The following is a 17,713-nucleotide window of genomic DNA, read 5'->3' as shown; positions in this document are numbered from 1 at the left end:
GAAGAACACACCGTGAAAACAACCGACTCGATTAGCGAATTAACGGGTTTCGCCCGTGAGCATTCGCCCTACTACAAGAACAGTCTCGCCAACATCCCCGAGGCGATAAGTTCACTGTGCGAACTGCCACTGCTTGATCCGGCAGACTTCTGGAAAGACAGCGCGGATCTCGCGCAATGGCCGGTCCTGACGGCCCCCATTGGGCACGCCTTGGTGTTCAAGACCGGTGGATCAACCGGCGGTGGCAGGCTGTCCGTGTATGCCCGCACGGAATGGCAGCGCACGGTGGAAGATTTCGGCCGCAGTCTGAGCGAGCAGTTCAGCCCCGGGGACCGTGTCGCCAACCTGTTTTTCGCTGGCGACCTCTACGCCAGTTTTGTGTTTATTCATGACTCACTCGCCCATGTTCAAACAGCTGTCAGCGAGTTTCCGTTTACCGGCGAGGTTGATCCACCGAAGTTGGCCGACGCCATCAACCAGCATCGAATCAATGTACTGGCTGGCGTGCCCGCGCAATTACTGACTTTCGCCAGTTGGCTCAAACAACGCGGCCTTACGTTGCCCCTGGTTGATAGTGTGCTTTACGGCGGGGAGAGCCTGTTTGCCTCACAACGCCAGCTCCTTGAGCAAGTGCTGCCCAACGCGCGCATTGCCTCGATCGGCTACGCCAGCGTCGATGGCGGATTCATTGGCGCCAGTCATCCTGACTGCATCGAAGGAGAACATCGCACACCCGACGGTCACGTCCTGTTGGAGATTGTCGATCAGCACAGCGGCGCAACGATCGAGGCCTGCAATCAAACCGGTCTGCTCGTATTGACCAATCTGCATCGCCGCTTGATGCCGCTGATCCGCTATCCCGTCGGAGATCTAGCGTGCTGGCGCGAACCGCCGGGCACTGCACGACGCAAATTCGCCCTGAGAGGACGCAGCGGCAATAGCCAGCGGGTGCGGGTCGGCATTCTGTCGCTGATGACCGATGAAATCAGCGAAAGCGTACGGAGCATTACTGGCAGCGACGATTGGCAATTGCTGATCGAACAAGCCAACAGCGCTGATGTCTTGACGTTGAAATACGCAGTCATCGAACGATCGGCGCTCATCGACGAGAAACTTGAGGCCCGCTTGATCGAACTGTACCCGCCGATCGCGCAACTGCGGGCTGAGCGGTTATTGGAGCTGCGCATCAAGAGTTGCCGGTTTGAGGACTTGGCGCGCCATCCTCGCGCAGGGAAAAGCCTGCGGATCGTCGACTTGCGCTGCTATGACCAGGAAGAGCGGGAGGTGCGTGATGGAGTCGTTGATTCTGCGCAATTACCGTGACACCGACGCCAAGGCCGTCAGCCAGCTGTTTCGCGAGGTCTACGGTGATCATTACGTGCAAACCGACGTTTACATGCCCTGCCTGATCAATCAGAACCACGCCGACAAACGCTGGCATTCACTGGTTGCAGTGGAGGGTGAGCGGATTCTTGGTCATGCCACTTTGTATCGGCAAAGCGAAAGCTCGCACGATGCCGAACTGGCCTTGAGCGTCGTACATCCCGATACCCGTGGAAAGAACATTGCCACGCGGCTGGGCGGACAACTGCTGACTCATGCGCAGGCGTTGGGTTGTCGCAGCGTCTCGATCAAACAGGTCACCCATCACCCTTACACCCAACGCATGGCTATCAACCTCGGTTTTCACAACACTGGATTGTTGCCGGACTATGTCCGCTCACCCTTTGGCTGCAAAAAAACCGAGTCGATCGTGTTGGGTGTACGTGCTATCGATGGCTATCAACGGCCATTGCCAGAACAGGCATGGCCAGCCAGTTGCCGCCCCTTGATGGAGCGTCTGAGCGCTGTGTTCGGCGTCGGGGCTGATGCAGGACGCTGGCGCGGAGCTTCGGTTCAGGTCCAGCAGCACGGCAGCCGCCATGAAATGTGGCTGGAAAAACTCAATCCGGAACTGCTCGACCAGTTGCGATCACTGCCCGGGCATTGGCTGGTTTCGATTCGTCTACAGCTTTCGCGACAGTTTGCCGTGGATCTGCACAGCCTCAACGCCATCGGTTTTGCTTTCACCGGCCTGGCGCCTGCACAGGATAATCGAGGGGGATGGCTGGCGCTGTTTCATCGTGGCTACCGCACGCGCAGGCTGACATTGCATTGTCCGCACATGCAGCAGTTGCATGACCAGGCACAACGTCACATCACTCGGAAAGCCGTGCCGGCGGCGTAAACAGCATGAGCCCGCACACGGATGAGCGGGCATCATCAGCAGACGTTACGCCTTTGCCTTCAGGCCTTTGTCGGACGGAACTGCCGCATTGCCTTCGCCATAGGTCTTGAGATTCTGCAGGACGTAAATGGCTTTCTTGAATTCGGGGATCAGGCTCTTGCCGTAGTAATTGCCATTGAGACTGTTGGTCTGGATGGCATCGAGCTGAGTGGCGAAATATTCCAGCGCGTTGAACTTCGCCTCCGGGTCTTTCTGCACGCCGAAGCGGTCGAATTTGTCGCCGGCATTGAGCAAAGTGATCGAGGTGATCTCGGAAATCAGGCCGCGCCCGCGCAGGAATTCGCTGAGGTTGCCCAACTGCTTGACGGAAACGTTGGCCGGGTCGAAGCCCTTGATCTGCTTGCGCAAACCCTGCTTATCCATCTCCGCCACATTCAGCGCATTCGGATCGTTGCCGACCCGCGTCAGCATCTGCTGCACTTTGACGCTCTGCGAAACCTGCTTTTTCGCGCCGGTATCACGGACCATTACGCCTGCCTTGCTTTCCCAGGCGCCGGTATAGCCGATCGTCATGCGAGGATTCCTTGTGCGGTGAGCATGAAATGTCCTTGTTCCAACCAATTGAATGGGCGCGAGTATCGGCCGATGCGCCTGATCGCACCAAGTCTTTTGTGCGCTTTTTTACAAATCTCGTACATTCGTGACACAAGCCTGCATCCCGTAAACATTGGTTCAGAGCCGTCATCTTGATGTAACAAACGTGGCGATCCGGGGGTTTGTACCCATCCCGATACCAACCGGTCATCGCCCAGCGTTGTTTCGGCGCGCAAGCACCTAAAGCTTCGGCCCGCAACGACGATACGCTGTGATACCCGCCCTGTTTTATTCCTGCCCTCCAACAAAAAAGCCGCTCAAGGATCAGTTCCATGCCCGCACTGCGCACTATTCAGGCTCGCTACACGCTGTTTCTGATTCTGTTCATCCTGCTGTTGTCCGTACTGACCGTGGTCGGCATCAGCCAACTGGTGGCACCGACCCTGCGCGATACCGAAGAGAAGGTCGTGCTCAACCGCATCGCCGAAGTCGCCGTGCAGATCCAGGGCGAACTGAACAAGGTCCAGGCGCAGCAACGCAGCATCACCCAGACTATCCCGCTGCTCGACAGCGCCGCCATCGACGTGGTGCTGCCAGGGCTGGTGGATCAGTATGGCGAACTGAAAGTCTTTGGCGGCGGTATCTGGCCGTTGCCGGGCCAGCGCGAAGCCGGGCGTAACAAATTCAGCACTTTCTGGCACCGTGACGCCTCTGGCCAACTCAAGGTCAACACGTTCTGGAACAGCGATGCGGCGCCAAACTATTACGACCAGAGCTGGCACAAGGGCGGCATGGCCACTCCGCGCGGCCAGTGCGCGTGGGCCGCTGCCTATAAAGACGACGCCAGTGCCGAGCCGCGCACCAACTGCGCCATGGCGATCTACAAGAACGGCAGCGCCTGGGGCGTTTCGACCATCGACGTGACCCTGGGCTTCTTCAACGACCTGGTGGCGCGCAAGGAAAAAGACCTCAACGCCGAAATGCTCATCGTCGAGGCGGACGGCAAGATCATCAGCAACAGCTCGCGCATCAGCGGCCCGATCGTGCTGAAAAACATCAGCGAACTGGCGGCCAGCTCGACCTTCGTCAATCAGATCAAGACCGGCCTGCAGAATCGCGATACAGCGCAACGCGTCGAGTTCGATAACAACGGTGAAGATGCCACCTTCTTCATGCGCCCTATCGAGGGCACACCGTGGTTCCTCGCCACCGCCCTGCCGACCAAGATGCTCACTGCCCAGCGCGATGACGTGCTCCATAGCCTCAGCCTGATCCAGATTCCGCTGGTGATCCTGCTGGTGCTGTTGCAGGTTTACGCGATTCGTAAGCTGGTGCTGCGCATGAAAGCGCTGAAGGCCAACATTGACTCGCTGTCCAGCGGAGACGCCGATCTGACCCGCCGAATCACCATTCGCGCCGAAGACGAACTGGGCGCCATCGGTCACTCGGTCAACACCTTCATCGCCTATCTGCAGAACATGATCGGCGAAGTCACCCAGGCCACCGGCGCCATGGCTTCCAGCCTCGACAACCTGCAGCGCACCTCGGCACATACCGGCCAGATTCTGCTGCGTCACGCTTCGGAAACCGATCAGACCGTCACCGCCATCAACGAAATGAGCTCGACTGCTGAAAGCGTCGCGCAAAACGCCGCTGAAACCGCTGCATTCACCCAGCGTGCCAATGAGAACGCAGACCGCTCGCGCGTCGTGGTGGGTGAAGCGACCAACAGCGTGGTCGCGCTGATCGACGAAGTGGCCAGCGCTACACACAAAGTTGAAAACATGCAGCAGGACGCCCAGCGCATCACCGAAATCCTCGGCGTCATCGGCGCGATTGCCGGCCAGACCAATCTGCTCGCCCTCAACGCCGCGATTGAAGCGGCCCGGGCCGGTGAACAGGGTCGCGGCTTTGCGGTGGTGGCGGATGAAGTCCGCGCCCTCGCCGCCCGCACTCAGGCCAGCACCTCGGAAATCAACGAAATGTTGACCCGTCTGACCCAAGGCGTGAGTTCGTCGGTCAGCGCCATGGAAAACACCCAGGCCAGTTGCCAGTCCGCTGCTGACGCCACCGCCCGAGTCAACTCGGGGCTGGACGAAATGGCCGGTTCGGTCAGCCATATCAACAGCCTCAGCACGCAGATCGCCACCGCCGCCGAACAGCAAAGCGCAGTGACCGAAGAGATCAACCGCAGCATGGTGCAGATTCGCCACATGGTCGATGAACTGGTGCAGAGCGGCCAGGCCAGCGAGCTGAATACCCGCCAGTTGCTCGAAGCCAATAGCCGCGTGAGCGCGATCATGGGGCGGTTCAAGGTTATTTGAGCCAACCGCGACCACGGGGATTTTGGCCTTTACACCAATCCCCTGTGGGAGCGAGCCTGCTCGCGAAAGCGATTTTTCAGTCACTGTATCTGCGGCTGGTCAACCGCATTCGCGAGCAGGCTCGCTCCCACATTGGTTCGGCTGTCTTGTAGCAACTGGAAACACTCAGTTGATGCCGGGATGGAAAAACCGGTCAAAATGCGCTCTTGCTGACCTTCACCGAGTCGAGAGCCCATTCCCATGCGAAGCCAACTGCGTCTGCTCGCCCTGAGCGCCCTGTTCATCTCCTCCCTGGCGCAAGCCGCCGAACTGATCCCGATCGAAGTGCACCGCGATGCCAATTGCGGCTGCTGCAAAAAGTGGATCAGCCATCTCGAAGCCAATGGCTTCAAAGTCGAAGATCACGTCGAAAGCGACATGAGCAGCTTCAAACAGCAGCACGGCGTACCACCGCGTCTGGCGTCCTGCCACACGGCGATCATCAATGGCAAATTCGTCGAAGGCCATGTGCCGGCCGATCAGGTGCTTGCGTTGAGCAAGCGCGACGATCTGCTGGGTGTGGCAGCGCCAGGCATGCCGATGGGCTCGCCGGGCATGGAAATGGACGGCATGAGCGATGCGTACCAAGTGATCGGTCTGAAGAAGGACGGCGCCGACGTGGTGGTGGCGGACTACCCGGCCCGTTGATGGGTGCGGCTTACTTCGGCCTGTTCTTTGCTGCGTTTGGTGCGGCGACGTTGTTGCCATTGCAATCCGAGGCGCTGCTGGTCGGTTTGATCGTCAGCGAGCGTTACTGGCTGTGGGGTTTGCTTGCGGTGGCGACGCTGGGCAACGTACTCGGCTCGCTGATCAACTGGTGGCTGGGCCGTGGCATCGAGCGGTTTCAGGATCGACGCTGGTTTCCGGTCAGCCCTGGGCATATGGCCAAGGCGCGCAAGCACTACGAGCGTTATGGACATTGGTCGCTGCTGCTCAGTTGGCTGCCGGTGATTGGCGATCCGCTGACCTTGATTGCCGGCGTCATGCGCGAACCGCTCGGGCGCTTTCTGTTGATCGTCACCCTGGCCAAAGGCGCGCGCTATGGCGTGCTGGCCCTGCTGACACTTGGCTGGCTCGGTTGAACCAACCCTTCCTGTGATTGCCTTTGTTTAACGTCGGCGTAATCCCGACCTTCCAGAGTCGGCCAATTTTCAAGGAGTTTGTGCTTATGTCCGTCACGCTTTCCCGCTGGCTGCCCGGCCTCGTCCTCAGCGCTGCCTTGCCATTAATGGCGCACGCAGCCACTGAAACCGCCCCCGCCGAAGGGCCTGCCTACGGCCCGGAGCTGCAAGGCTTCCAATACCCCTACACGCTTAAACACTTCGCCTTCGAATCCCAGGGCCAGAAACTGCAAATGGGTTACATGGACGTCGCCGCCAATGGCAAGGCCAACGGCCGCACCGTGGTGCTGATGCACGGCAAGAATTTCTGCGCAGCGACCTGGGACAGTTCGATCAAGGCATTGAGCGACGCCGGCTACCGTGTGATCGCGCCGGACCAGATCGGTTTCTGCACCTCCAGCAAACCTGAGCACTATCAGTACAGCTTCCAGCAACTGGCGACCAACACCCAGCAATTGCTCAAGGCGTTGGGCATTCAGAAAGCCACTGTGCTCGGCCACTCCACCGGCGGCATGCTCGCCACCCGTTATGCGCTGCTGTTCCCTGAGCAGGTCGATCAACTGGCAATGGTCAACCCGATCGGTCTGGAAGACTGGAAAGCCCTCGGCGTTCCGTATCGCACCGTCGATCAATGGTATCAGCGCGAATTGAAGGTCACGGCCAAGGGCATTCGCGACTATGAGCGCACCACCTATTACGACGGCCGCTGGAAGCCGGAATTCGATCGTTGGGTCGACATGCTCGCCGGCCTGAGCAACGGTCCGGGCAAGACCCAGGTCGCGTGGAACTCGGCGCTGATCTACGACATGATCTTCACCCAGCCGGTGTACTACGAGTTCAAAGACCTGAAGATGCCGACCCTGTTGCTGATCGGCACCTCCGACACCACCGCCATCGGCAAGGACCTCGCGCCGCCGGAAGTGAAAGCCAAAATCGGTCATTACGAGGTGCTTGGCAAGCAGGTCGCCAAGCTGATTCCGCAGTCAACGCTGATTGAATTCCCGGGCATGGGTCATGCGCCGCAAATGGAAGAACCGGAGAAATTCCATCAGGCGCTGCTCGGCTGGCTGGGCAAGACTCCTTCCGCTCCTTGATGAGGCAAGCCGATGACGGTGCAGATTGCAGTGATCGATGACTGGCAAGACGTGGCCCGCGACGTGGTCGACTGGTCCGTGCTGGAGAGCATCGGTGAAGTGACCTTTGTGCATGATTACCCGGCCGACAACGCCACACTGGCCGAGCGCCTTGGCAAGTACGAGGTGATCTGCGTCATGCGCGAACGCACGCGCTTCGACGCCGATTTGCTCGGGCGCTTGCCCAATCTGAAGTTGCTGGCCACCGGCGGCATGCGCAATGCCGCGCTGGACATGTCGGCCGCAGCAGCGCTGGGCATCAAGGTCTGCGGCACCGATAGCTACAAACACGCCGCGCCGGAACTCACCTGGGCGCTGATCATGGCGGCCACCCGTGATCTGGTGAAGGAAGCCAATGCCCTGCGGGCCGGCCAGTGGCAGCAGGGCCTCGGCGGCGATCTGCACGGCAAGACGCTGGGTATTCTCGGTTTGGGCAGCATCGGCCAGCGGGTCGCGCAGTTCGGTCAGGTGTTCGGCATGCGGGTGATCGCCTGGAGCGAAAACCTCACCGCCGAACGCGCTGAACAGGCCGGCGTGACGTACGTCAGCAAGCAGCAACTGTTCGAGCAGGCCGACGTGCTGTCCGTGCATCTGGTGCTCAGCGAACGCAGTCGCGGTCTGGTCGATGCCCAGGCGCTGGACTGGATGAAACCGACCGCATTGCTGGTCAACACCGCACGCGGGCCGATCGTCGATGAAACCGCGTTGATCAAGGCGCTACAGAAACGGCGCATTGCCGGAGCAGCGCTGGACGTATTCGAGCAAGAGCCGTTGCCGGCCCTGCACCCGTTTCGCACGCTGGACAATGTCCTCGCCACGCCGCATGTGGGGTATGTCAGTCGGCAGAATTACGAGCAGTTCTTCCGGCAGATGATCGAGGATATTCGGGGTTGGGCAGCTGGGGAGCCGGTGCGTCTGTTGAACTGAGTCCATCACTTTAAACTTCATTTGCTTCAACCGCCCTCTTCGCGAGCAGCCTCGCTCCCACAGGTTGTACGCGGTCCAATGTGGGAGCGAGCCTGCTCGCGAAGAGGTCATCTCAGATTCCACTCTGCAATACGCTCGCACCACAACGGTGCAACTCGCCCATCCCTTAGCACAAAACCGTGACTGCCCAGTCACTGTTTTGGTCCACTCCGACCGAAAAACATGCCCTTCGTCGGAGCGTTTCCCCTCCTGAACCCTCGCTTACATCCCGACACAACCGATTGTCGAACAATTTACCCATTTGCCCCGACCCGCTCTAGGATCTGGCCTAGACTGATTTTTCAGTGGCCAAACCACTCGGTCATACCGACGAAAAAAAGTCGAAACTTTTGCTTCACGCCACAGGTCATCAGAACAACTGGGCGAAAGCGACTGGTGTAATCCTTGCAACGGCCTCACCACCCATTCTGCTTGCGCGTGTTGGGTCAGCATTTGCTCACCGATGCGTGGCGCCTTTGCGCCCGGCCACAGGACTTGGCCACGAAACAGCTTGTTCGAGACAAGAATCAGATCACACACGGGAGATACATATGATCAGTGCGGCATTGGATATTCAGGGAGAGCGTGCTCACCAGTCGCTTGGAGAATCGAGCACCATCAGTGTTCCCGGCAGCCGACAGATCAACGTACCCGGCACAAAGACGCTTGCTCCGGTAGCAAGCCAGAATCCCAACAAGAAAAAAGTGTTGTTCGTGACCTCTGAGATCGCCGATCTGGTCAAGACCGGTGGCCTCGGTGATGTCTCCGCCGCCCTGCCCCGGGCGATGGCCCACCTGCATGACGTGCGGGTGTTGATTCCCGGGTATCCGCAAGTGGTGCACAGCGAAAACCCGATTCACATCATCGGCGAGCTGGGTGGCCACGCCGCGCTGCCACCCTGCAAGATCGGTCGTATGGACATGCCCGATGGTCTGGTGATCTACGTGTTGATCTGCCCTGAACTCTACGAGCGTGAGGGTGGCCCTTACGGCGCCAACAACGGTCGCGACTGGCCGGACAACCATATCCGCTTCGCCCGTCTCGGCCTGGCTGCTGCCGACATCGCCGCCAACCTTGCGCAAATCCACTGGCGCCCGGATCTGGTGCACGCCCATGACTGGCCGGCTGGCCTCGCGCCCGCTTACATGCACTGGCGCGGGCAGCGCACGCCAACGCTGTTCACCATTCACAACCTTGCCTACCAGGGCGTGACGAGCCTCGGTTCCTGCCCGGAGCTGGGGATTCCCACCCATGCCCTGCAACAGGAAGGCATGGAGTTCTACGGCAAGATGTCGTTCCTCAAGGCCGGCATGGCCTATTCGAGCCACATCACCACCGTCAGCGCGACGTATGCGCAAGAAATCACCACCCCGGACTTCGGCTGCGGCCTCGACGGTTTCCTTGCCGCCAAGACCCAGCAAGGCCTGCTCAGCGGTATCCCGAACGGCATCGACGAGAGCTGGGATTCGGCGACCGACCCGCACCTGTTTGCCCCGTTCGCCATCGGCGACTGGGAAGGCAAAGCGGTCAACGCCGCCCATGTCCGTGAGCTGTTCGGCCTGAATGACTCCACCGGCCCGCTGTTCGCCGTGGTATCGCGCCTGGTCTATCAGAAAGGTCTGGACCTCACCGAAGCGGTGTCCGAGTTCATCGTGCAGAACGGTGGTCAGATCGCGATCATCGGTCGCGGCGAGCCGGAAGAAGAGCAAGCCATGCGTGAACTGGCCCTGCGTTTCCCAGGCCAGATCGGCGTGCGGATCGGCTTCAACGAAACCGATGCCCGACGCATGTTCGCCGGCAGCGATTTCCTCTTGATGCCGTCGCGCTACGAGCCTTGCGGCCTGAGCCAGATGTACGCCCAGCGTTTCGGCTCGCTGCCGGTCGCGCGCAACACCGGCGGCCTGGCCGACACCATTGAAAACGGCGTCACCGGTTTCCTCTTCGATGAGTCCACCGTTGATAGCTACAAGGAAGCCCTGAGCCGCGCGTTCAAGGTTTTCGCCTTTCCGGAACTGCTCAACGCCATGCGCTGCCGTGCCATGGCTGCACCGTTCAACTGGAGCAAAGCGGTTGAACCGTACGCCGAACTTTACGAACAACTGGTCGCCAAGGCGTTGGGTAAAGCCAGCCACAAATAACCAGGGAGTTGCAGAAAATGCCGTCAAGGACCCAAGAAACCTGGCCCCACGGCGCGATCATGCTGGATGCCGAGCACACGCAATTTGCGTTGTGGGCGCCTGACGCGTTCTACGTCAGTGTGGAACTGGAAGATGGAAAATCGTTGCCCATGCTGCCCCAGGGCGACGGTTGGTTTGTAATCAAGGCCAATTGCCCGGCGGGCAGTCGCTACCGTTACTGCATCGATGGCGAACTGGAGGTGCCGGACCCGGCCTCCAGAGCGCAGGATGGTGACCTTGACCGCCACAGCGTGGTGGTCGACCCCCATGCCTATCAATGGCGGCACACGACCTGGAATGGTCGGCCGTGGAGTGAAGCGGTAATTTATGAGTTGCACGTCGGTGCGCTCGGTGGATTTGCCGAAGTCGAACAGCATCTGGCGCGCTTGGTGGCGCTGGGCATTACCGCGATCGAACTGATGCCGCTGGCGCAATTTCCCGGTGATCGCAACTGGGGCTACGACGGGGTGCTGCCCTACGCGCCTCAAGCCTCCTACGGCACACCGGAACAACTCAAACACCTGATCGACAGCGCCCACGGCCATGGCCTGGCGGTGATTCTCGACGTCGTCTACAACCACTTCGGCCCCGACGGCAACTATCTGCATCGTTACGCCAAAGGCTTTTTCCGCGAGGACAAGCACACGCCTTGGGGCGCGGCGATCGATTTCCGCCGCCCGGAAGTGCGCGAGTTCTTCATTGAGAATGCACTGATGTGGCTGCTCGAATACCGTTTCGACGGCCTGCGTCTGGATGCGGTGCACGCAATTGAAGACCCGGATTTCCTCAGCGATCTGGCCCGGCGCATTCGCCAGCAGATCGACCCGACCCGGCACGTCTGGCTGACCGTCGAAAACGAGCTGAACCAGTCGAGCCTGCTGGAAAACGATTACGACGCGCAATGGAACGATGACGGTCATAACGCGTTGCACGTGCTGCTGACAGGCGAAACCGACGCCTATTACGCTGACTATGCAGCGCAGCCCACAGAGCAATTGGTGCGTTGCCTGAGTCAGGGCTTCGTGTTCCAGGGCCACATCACTCGCCATGGCGAACCTCGGGGCGAGCCGAGCGAACATCTGCCCTCCACCGCTTTCGTGTTGTTCCTGCAGAACCATGACCAGATCGGCAACCGCGCGTTTGGCGAACGTCTGCATCAGCTTGCCGACCCGCGTGCGGTGCAGGCGGCGACGGTGTTGTTGCTGCTGTCGCCGATGATTCCGCTGATGTTCATGGGCGACGAGTTTGCCGCCGAGCAACCGTTCCTGTTTTTCACCAGCCACCACGGTGAACTGGCGGAACTGGTGCGTGAAGGTCGGCGCAACGAGTTCGCCGCATTCAGTGCCTTCACCGATCCGCACAAGCGCGAGCAGATCCCCGATCCGAATGCCCAGGACACCTTCCACGCTTCGCAGCCCCGACTGTCCGGCAGCGGCACGCCATTGCAACAGCAGATCCAAGAGCTCTACCGGCAACTGCTGAAGTTGCGCCATCAGTACATCATTCCCCATCTCTCCGGGACCCAGGCTCTGGGCGCGCAAATGCTCGGCTATGGAGCGGTCAGCGCGCGCTGGCGGCTGGGCAACGGCAGTGAGCTGCGAATTGACCTGAACCTCAGTGACACGCCAGTGGTCAACCCTGCACAGACCGATACCGAGTGGCTGTTTCAACAGCCAGCCGCGGTCGAACTGTCGGACCCGAACCAACTGCCGGCGTACACCGCGCTCGTCAGCCTCACGGCCGCACCCCTTTTGCACCCCCTGGATGGAGAGCGCCTATGAGCGATGCGCAACTGGAAATACTCGCCAGTCGAGCCGGCCTTGCCGTCGACTGGATCGACGCCAACGGGCGTCAGCAAAAAGTCGCTCCCGCTGTGTTGCGCAATGTCCTGATCGGACTCGGCCACCCCGCCAGCACCGCGCAAGAAATCGATGCCAGCCTGTTGCAACTGCAAGAAGTCCAGCAAGACCGCCATCTGCCGCCCCTGCTGACCTGCGACGTTGGTGTTGCCCTCGACCTGAGTCGCTACTTCACACCGGAGACGCCCTGCGAGATTCATCTTGAAGACGGCTCGCAGATGAACCTCAAGCTGGACAACGAAGCCATGTTGCCCGGCTTGATTCCGGTCGGTTACCAGCAAGTGCACATCGGCGATCAGTATTTCACTCTCGCTGTGGCGCCTGAGCGTTGTTTCAGCGTTGGCGATGCGGTCGATAGCCCGATCCCGCGCGCCTGGGGTCTGAGCGCCCAATTGTATTCGCTGCGCCGTCCGGGTGACGGTGGTTTTGGCGACACCCAGGCGCTGGAGGAATTGGTTCGTGTAGCGGGTGAACGTGGCGCCGATGCACTGGCGATCAGCCCGATGCACGCGATGTTCAGTTCCGATAATGGCCGCTATAGCCCCTATTCGCCGTCCAGCCGCTTGTTTCTCAATTCACTGTACGCAGCGCCGGGCAGCATTCTCGGCGAGCGCGCATTGCGTGACGCAATCGATGCCAGTGGCCTGGCCGCGCAGTTCGACCAGTTGGAAAATCTCAAGCTGATCGACTGGCCTGCCGCCGCCCAAGCCAAGCAGAAACTGCTGCAAGCCTTATATGATGGTTTCGTCGCTGGCGAGCATCCGCTGCACGCCGACTTCGCCAGTTTCCGTCATGCCGGTGGCGAAGCGCTGGAAAACCATTGTCGCTTCGAAGCCATTCAGGAAATGCGCGCGGCCCGTGGCGAAAGCCTCGACTGGCGCGAATGGCCGGAGCACTGGCACGACCCGCGCGGCGCGGCGCTGGGCGCTTTTGCCGAAGAATATGCCGAGCGCATCGGTTATTTCGCCTTCTGCCAATGGCTGATCCATCGCTGCCTCGAGCGCGTGCAATCTGCCGCGCGCAGTGCCGGCATGGGCATTGGCCTGATCGCCGACCTCGCCGTCGGTGCTGACGGTGCCGGCAGTCAGGCATGGAGTTTCCAGGATGAATTGCTCGCCTCGCTGACCGTCGGCGCGCCGCCGGACATCCTGAACCGCAGCGGCCAGGGTTGGGGCATTTCCGCGTTCTCGCCGGAAGGGCTGATCCGCAACGGTTTCCGTGCCTTCATCGAGATGCTGCGCGCCAACTTCGCCCACGCCGGAGGCCTGCGCATCGACCATGTCATGGGCCTGCAACGCCTGTGGGTGATTCCCAACGGCGCCGCCCCGGCCGATGGCGCCTATCTGTATTATCCGTTCGACGACATGCTGCGTCTGCTGGCCCTCGAGTCGCATCGGCATCAAGCCATCGTGCTCGGCGAAGACCTCGGCACCGTGCCGGAAGGCCTGCGGGAAAAACTCGCCGCGCGCTCGATTCTCGGCATGCGCGTGCTGTTGTTCGAACAGGACAATACCCGCTTCAAACCGATTCTCGACTGGCCGGATGACGCGCTCGCCACCACCAGCACCCATGACCTGCCGACACTCAATGGCTGGTGGCATGGCCGCGATATCGACTGGAACGCGCGCCTCGGTCTGGTCGATGCCAACGGCGAAATCGACTGGCGCCGGCATCGCGAGCGTGAACGCGAAGGCCTGCGCGATGCGCTGCGTCAGGATCCACAGAACTTCCGCGAAGAGTCCCACGAAGCCGATCAAGTGGTCGATGCTGGTGTGCGTTTCCTCGGCCACACCCGCGCGCCGCTGGTGCTGCTGCCGCTGGAAGATGCCCTGGGTATCGATGAACAGCCGAATCTGCCTGGCACCACCGATTCACATCCGAACTGGTCGCGACGTTTGCCCGGTCCCAGCGAAGCGTTGCTGGACGGCCCCGATGCCGCCCGCCGCCTGGAACTGCTGGCCTGCGCGCGCCTTCAAGCCTCTGAGCGTGACCAATGAATCAACAGCAAATCCAGCCACTGCGCGCCACGTTGCGCCTGCAATTTCATAAAGGTTTTACCCTCGAACAAGCGGTGCCACTGGTGCCGTACTTTGCCCGACTCGGCATCAGCCATATCTACGCCTCGCCACTGCTGGCGGCGCGCGCCGGTTCCATGCATGGCTACGACGTGGTCGACCCGACCCAGGTCAATCCGGAGCTGGGCGGCGAGCCGGCATTGCGCCAACTGGTCAGCACCCTGCGTGAACACAACATGGGGCTGATTCTCGACATCGTTTCCAACCACATGGCCGTGGGCGGCAATGACAACCCGTGGTGGCTCGACCTGCTGGAATGGGGACGCCTGAGTCCGTATGGCGAATTCTTCGACATTCAGTGGCACTCGCCGGACCCGTTGATGGAAGGCCAATTGCTGCTGCCGTTTCTTGGCAGTGACTACGGCGTGGCGTTGCAGGAAGGCACACTCAAGCTCAAATTCAACGCGCAGACCGGGACTTTTTACGTCGAGCATTACGACCACCACTTCCCGATCTGCCCGAACAACTATGGCGAGCTGCTCAAGTCCGACGACACGCTGAAGTCTCTGGCAGATCGCTTCAGCACACTCAGCTATCAGCCCGACGCACATTCGCTGGCGATGCCGCTCAAGCAAGAGTTGCGCGAGCTGGCGAGCGATCCGCGTGTTCTGGCGACTATCGAAGGCAACCTCGCACAGTACGATTCCACCACCGAGGAAGGCTTTCACAAGCTTCACGAACTGCTGGAACGGCAAAGCTATCGCCTGGCCAGTTGGCGCACGGCGGCGGACGACATCAACTGGCGGCGCTTCTTCGACATCAACGAGCTTGGCGGTCTGCGCGTGGAGCGCCCGGCAGTGTTCGAAGCAACCCACGGCAAGATCTTCCAATTGGTTGAAGAAGGTCTGGTCGACGGCCTGCGCATCGACCACATCGACGGCCTTGCCGACCCGCGTGGCTACTGCCGCAAGTTGCGTCGGCGTCTGGATCACTTGGCACCGGGACGTCATCTGCCGATCTATGTCGAGAAGATCCTCGGCGAGGGCGAAACCCTGCGCCGCGACTGGAGCGTCGACGGCACCACCGGTTACGAGTTCATGAATCAGCTGTCGCTGCTGCAACACGACCCGGACGGCGAACATGTCCTCGGCGAACTCTGGCAGCGCCGCACCGAGCGCCCGGCAGCGTTCATGGAAGAAGCGCAACTGGCCCGTCAGCAGATTCTCAACGGTTCGCTGGCCAGCGACTTCGAAAGTGTCGCGCAGGCGCTGCATCAAGTCGCGCGGGATGACTTGATGACCCGCGACCTGACCCTGGGCGCGATTCGCCGCGTGCTGCATGCGTTGATCGTGCACTTCCCGGTTTATCGCACCTACATCAGCGCGATGGGCCGTTCCGAGCAGGACGAAGCGATTTTCCTGCACGCCATGAACGGTGCGCGGCAGACCCTCAGCGAAGCTGACTGGCCAGTGCTCGACTCGGTCGCCAGCTGGCTTGGCGGCACGCCATGGCGCCGCAAGCCACGGGGGCGCTCGCGCAAGATCCTCAAGCATGCCTGCGTGCGGTTCCAGCAACTGACTTCGCCGGCAGCTGCCAAAGCCGTGGAAGATACCGCGCTGTATCGCTCGGCGGTGCTGCTGTCGCGCAATGATGTCGGTTACAACACCGAGCAGTTCAGCGCGCCGGTCAGCGAGTTCCACGAAGTCAATCAACAGCGCATGACGGAGTTTCCCGACAACCTTCTGGCGACTGCCACCCACGATCACAAGCGCGGTGAAGACACTCGCGCCCGGCTGGCCGTACTCAGTGAGCGCAGCCATTGGTACGCCGATCAGGTCGAACTGTGGCGCGCCCTCGCCCGCCCGGTGCGCATCGAAGATGACGCGCCTTCCGCTGGCGACGAACTGATCCTCTATCAGGCATTGCTCGGCAGTTGGCCGCTGGACCTGCAGGACGACGACAAGGCCGGTTTCGCCGATTACGCCAAGCGCATCTGGCAGTGGCAACAGAAAGCCCTGCGCGAAGCCAAGCTGCAAAGCAGCTGGAGCGCGCCGAATGAAGCCTATGAAAACGCGGCCCAGGCTTTCACGGAGAAGCTGCTGACCGGTGAAGAAGGCGAGTTGCTGCGTGCGGCGCTGAGCAAGACCGTCAACAGCATCGCCGCTGCCGGCGCGCTCAACGGGCTGGCGCAAACCTTGCTGCGCATGACCGTGCCGGGTGTGCCGGATCTGTACCAGGGCAACGAGTACTGGGACTTCAGTCTGGTAGACCCGGACAACCGCCGCCCGGTGGATTACGCCGCACGCGAGCAAGCGTTGCAGGCATCCGTGCCGGGTACCGAGCTGCTTAAGGACTGGCGTGACGGGCGCATCAAACAGGCGCTGATCAGTGAGGTGTTGAACCTGCGCAAGGAACACGGCGAGCTGTTCCGCCGTGGCGATTACCAGCCATTGGAAGTATTGGGCAGTCAGGCGCACAACGTCTTGGCATTCGCGCGTGAACACGAAGGCGCGCGGGCCATTGTCGTAGTGCCGGTGCGTTGCGCAACGTTGCTGGAAAACAGTGCCATCCCGCAGGTCGATGCGCTGCGCTGGGGCGATACGCGGGTGGTTTTACCGTCTGCCGCTTCGGATGCAAACCTGAAGGGACTTTTTGCTAGCAGCGTAGTCACACAAAACAGGGAGCTGAATGTCAGCGAAGCGCTGGGGGATGTCCCGGTCAATCTCTTTATCCAACACTTAACACAAGCATGAGTTCAGTTCAGGAGCATTGCGATGAGCACCGACGATAAACGCATTCGCGAATTCGCCTATCAGATCTGGGAGTCGGAAGGGAAACCTGAAGGCCACGAAGAACGTCATTGGGAAATGGCGCGCAAGTTGGCCGAGGCCGAAGCGCTGGCACCAAGAAGCCACCCAAGGCGGCTGGCAGCAAAGTGTCTGGCAAGACTACAGCGGCAACAGCGAAAAGCACCGACGGCAAGACACCGGCAGCCGCCAAAGCCAAATCAGCGGCGAAAGCCAAGCCTGCGGCCACGGCCAAAGTAGTCCCGCCGGGCGAAAAGGCTGCCGAGAAAAAGCCGCGAGCCGCGAAGAAGCCTCCGGCGAACTGATCCGATCCATTTTTGAACTGAATGACTGTGTGGCGAGCGTGCTCGCCACAAGGAGTTCTTGCGCCCCGAAGAAAGCCCTTCTTGGGGCAAAACACACCACCCTGTGGGAGCGAGCCTGCTCGCGAAAGCGCTAGGTCAGTTGGTGA

General features: G+C 60.6%; 12 protein-coding genes and 1 pseudogene. 12 read left to right on the top strand and 1 reads right to left on the bottom strand.

The genetic code is table 11. From position 1 onward, the window contains the following. Positions 1–12 precede the first annotated feature (12 nt). Both AB4O12_RS07975 and AB4O12_RS07970 read left to right on the top strand, forming a co-directional pair. Positions 13–1,323, top strand: a complete 1,311-nt coding sequence (locus AB4O12_RS07975) for a phenylacetate--CoA ligase family protein (protein ID WP_457263223.1) — start codon at positions 13–15, stop codon at positions 1,321–1,323. Continuing rightward, the gene (locus AB4O12_RS07970) at positions 1,292–2,227 is read left to right on the top strand and encodes a GNAT family N-acetyltransferase (protein WP_460061239.1); all 936 of its coding nucleotides are present in this window, start codon (positions 1,292–1,294) and stop codon (positions 2,225–2,227) included. Before AB4O12_RS07975 ends, AB4O12_RS07970 begins: the two co-directional genes overlap by 32 nt. 45 nt (positions 2,228–2,272) lie before the next feature. Here the strand turns inward: AB4O12_RS07970 and AB4O12_RS07965 are convergent, their stop codons facing one another. Beyond that, a complete protein-coding gene (locus AB4O12_RS07965) occupies positions 2,273–2,800 on the bottom strand; it encodes a hypothetical protein (RefSeq protein WP_460061236.1) in 528 nt (175 codons plus the stop codon). Positions 2,801–3,153: 353 nt separating this feature from the next. On the opposite strand from AB4O12_RS07965, the gene AB4O12_RS07960 reads away from it, so the two are divergent. From AB4O12_RS07960 to AB4O12_RS07915, 10 genes and pseudogenes are all read left to right on the top strand, one after another. Further along, positions 3,154–5,145, top strand: a complete 1,992-nt coding sequence (locus AB4O12_RS07960) for a methyl-accepting chemotaxis protein (protein ID WP_460061234.1) — start codon at positions 3,154–3,156, stop codon at positions 5,143–5,145. Positions 5,146–5,385: 240 nt separating this feature from the next. Further along, positions 5,386–5,832 carry a DUF411 domain-containing protein gene (locus AB4O12_RS07955; protein ID WP_041480975.1) on the top strand — a complete coding sequence of 149 codons (447 nt, stop codon included), beginning with the start codon at positions 5,386–5,388 and terminating at the stop codon, positions 5,830–5,832. Continuing rightward, the gene (locus tag AB4O12_RS07950; protein ID WP_460061230.1) at positions 5,832–6,266 is read left to right on the top strand and encodes a YqaA family protein; all 435 of its coding nucleotides are present in this window, start codon (positions 5,832–5,834) and stop codon (positions 6,264–6,266) included. The genes AB4O12_RS07955 and AB4O12_RS07950 overlap by 1 nt, the downstream gene beginning before the upstream one ends. Positions 6,267–6,352: 86 nt before the next feature. Continuing rightward, complete coding sequence (locus AB4O12_RS07945) at positions 6,353–7,399, top strand: alpha/beta fold hydrolase (RefSeq protein WP_095179961.1); 1,047 nt, start codon at positions 6,353–6,355, stop codon at positions 7,397–7,399. 12 nt (positions 7,400–7,411) lie between these two features. Next, complete coding sequence (locus AB4O12_RS07940; RefSeq protein ID WP_460061228.1) at positions 7,412–8,365, top strand: D-2-hydroxyacid dehydrogenase family protein; 954 nt, start codon at positions 7,412–7,414, stop codon at positions 8,363–8,365. Between the two features lie 590 nt (positions 8,366–8,955). After that, complete coding sequence (gene glgA, locus AB4O12_RS07935) at positions 8,956–10,542, top strand: glycogen synthase GlgA (RefSeq protein WP_016774645.1); 1,587 nt, start codon at positions 8,956–8,958, stop codon at positions 10,540–10,542. A 17-nt stretch (positions 10,543–10,559) separates the two neighbouring features. Continuing rightward, on the top strand, positions 10,560–12,362 hold the full coding sequence (treZ, locus tag AB4O12_RS07930) for a malto-oligosyltrehalose trehalohydrolase (RefSeq protein WP_460061225.1): 1,803 nt from the start codon (positions 10,560–10,562) through the stop codon (positions 12,360–12,362). Further along, positions 12,359–14,437 carry a 4-alpha-glucanotransferase gene (gene malQ / locus AB4O12_RS07925; protein WP_460061222.1) on the top strand — a complete coding sequence of 693 codons (2,079 nt, stop codon included), beginning with the start codon at positions 12,359–12,361 and terminating at the stop codon, positions 14,435–14,437. The genes treZ and malQ overlap by 4 nt, the downstream gene beginning before the upstream one ends. Then, a complete protein-coding gene (locus AB4O12_RS07920; protein WP_460061220.1) occupies positions 14,434–17,208 on the top strand; it encodes a malto-oligosyltrehalose synthase in 2,775 nt (924 codons plus the stop codon). Before malQ ends, AB4O12_RS07920 begins: the two co-directional genes overlap by 4 nt. Before the next feature lie 21 nt (positions 17,209–17,229). Further along, positions 17,230–17,567: pseudogene (locus AB4O12_RS07915) on the top strand (DUF2934 domain-containing protein). The last annotated feature ends 146 nt before the right edge of the window (positions 17,568–17,713 follow it).

It is taken from the genome of Pseudomonas sp. S2_A05, from assembly GCF_054668485.1.
Note: the sequence above shows the minus strand (reverse complement) of the source record. Positions and strands in the feature narration are given on the sequence as shown.

Bases quoted from the DNA above. Each gene is read 5' to 3' on its own strand.
- AB4O12_RS07970 (WP_460061239.1), top strand. From the start codon at position 1,292: ATGGAGTCGTTGATTCTGCGCAATTACCGTGACACCGACGCCAAGGCC.
- AB4O12_RS07965 (WP_460061236.1), bottom strand. From the start codon at position 2,800: ATGACGATCGGCTATACCGGCGCCTGGGAAAGCAAGGCAGGCGTAATG.
- AB4O12_RS07960 (WP_460061234.1), top strand. From the start codon at position 3,154: ATGCCCGCACTGCGCACTATTCAGGCTCGCTACACGCTGTTTCTGATT.
- AB4O12_RS07955 (WP_041480975.1), top strand. From the start codon at position 5,386: ATGCGAAGCCAACTGCGTCTGCTCGCCCTGAGCGCCCTGTTCATCTCC.
- AB4O12_RS07950 (WP_460061230.1), top strand. From the start codon at position 5,832: ATGGGTGCGGCTTACTTCGGCCTGTTCTTTGCTGCGTTTGGTGCGGCG.
- AB4O12_RS07945 (WP_095179961.1), top strand. From the start codon at position 6,353: ATGTCCGTCACGCTTTCCCGCTGGCTGCCCGGCCTCGTCCTCAGCGCT.
- AB4O12_RS07940 (WP_460061228.1), top strand. From the start codon at position 7,412: ATGACGGTGCAGATTGCAGTGATCGATGACTGGCAAGACGTGGCCCGC.
- glgA (WP_016774645.1), top strand. From the start codon at position 8,956: ATGATCAGTGCGGCATTGGATATTCAGGGAGAGCGTGCTCACCAGTCG.
- treZ (WP_460061225.1), top strand. From the start codon at position 10,560: ATGCCGTCAAGGACCCAAGAAACCTGGCCCCACGGCGCGATCATGCTG.
- malQ (WP_460061222.1), top strand. From the start codon at position 12,359: ATGAGCGATGCGCAACTGGAAATACTCGCCAGTCGAGCCGGCCTTGCC.
- AB4O12_RS07920 (WP_460061220.1), top strand. From the start codon at position 14,434: ATGAATCAACAGCAAATCCAGCCACTGCGCGCCACGTTGCGCCTGCAA.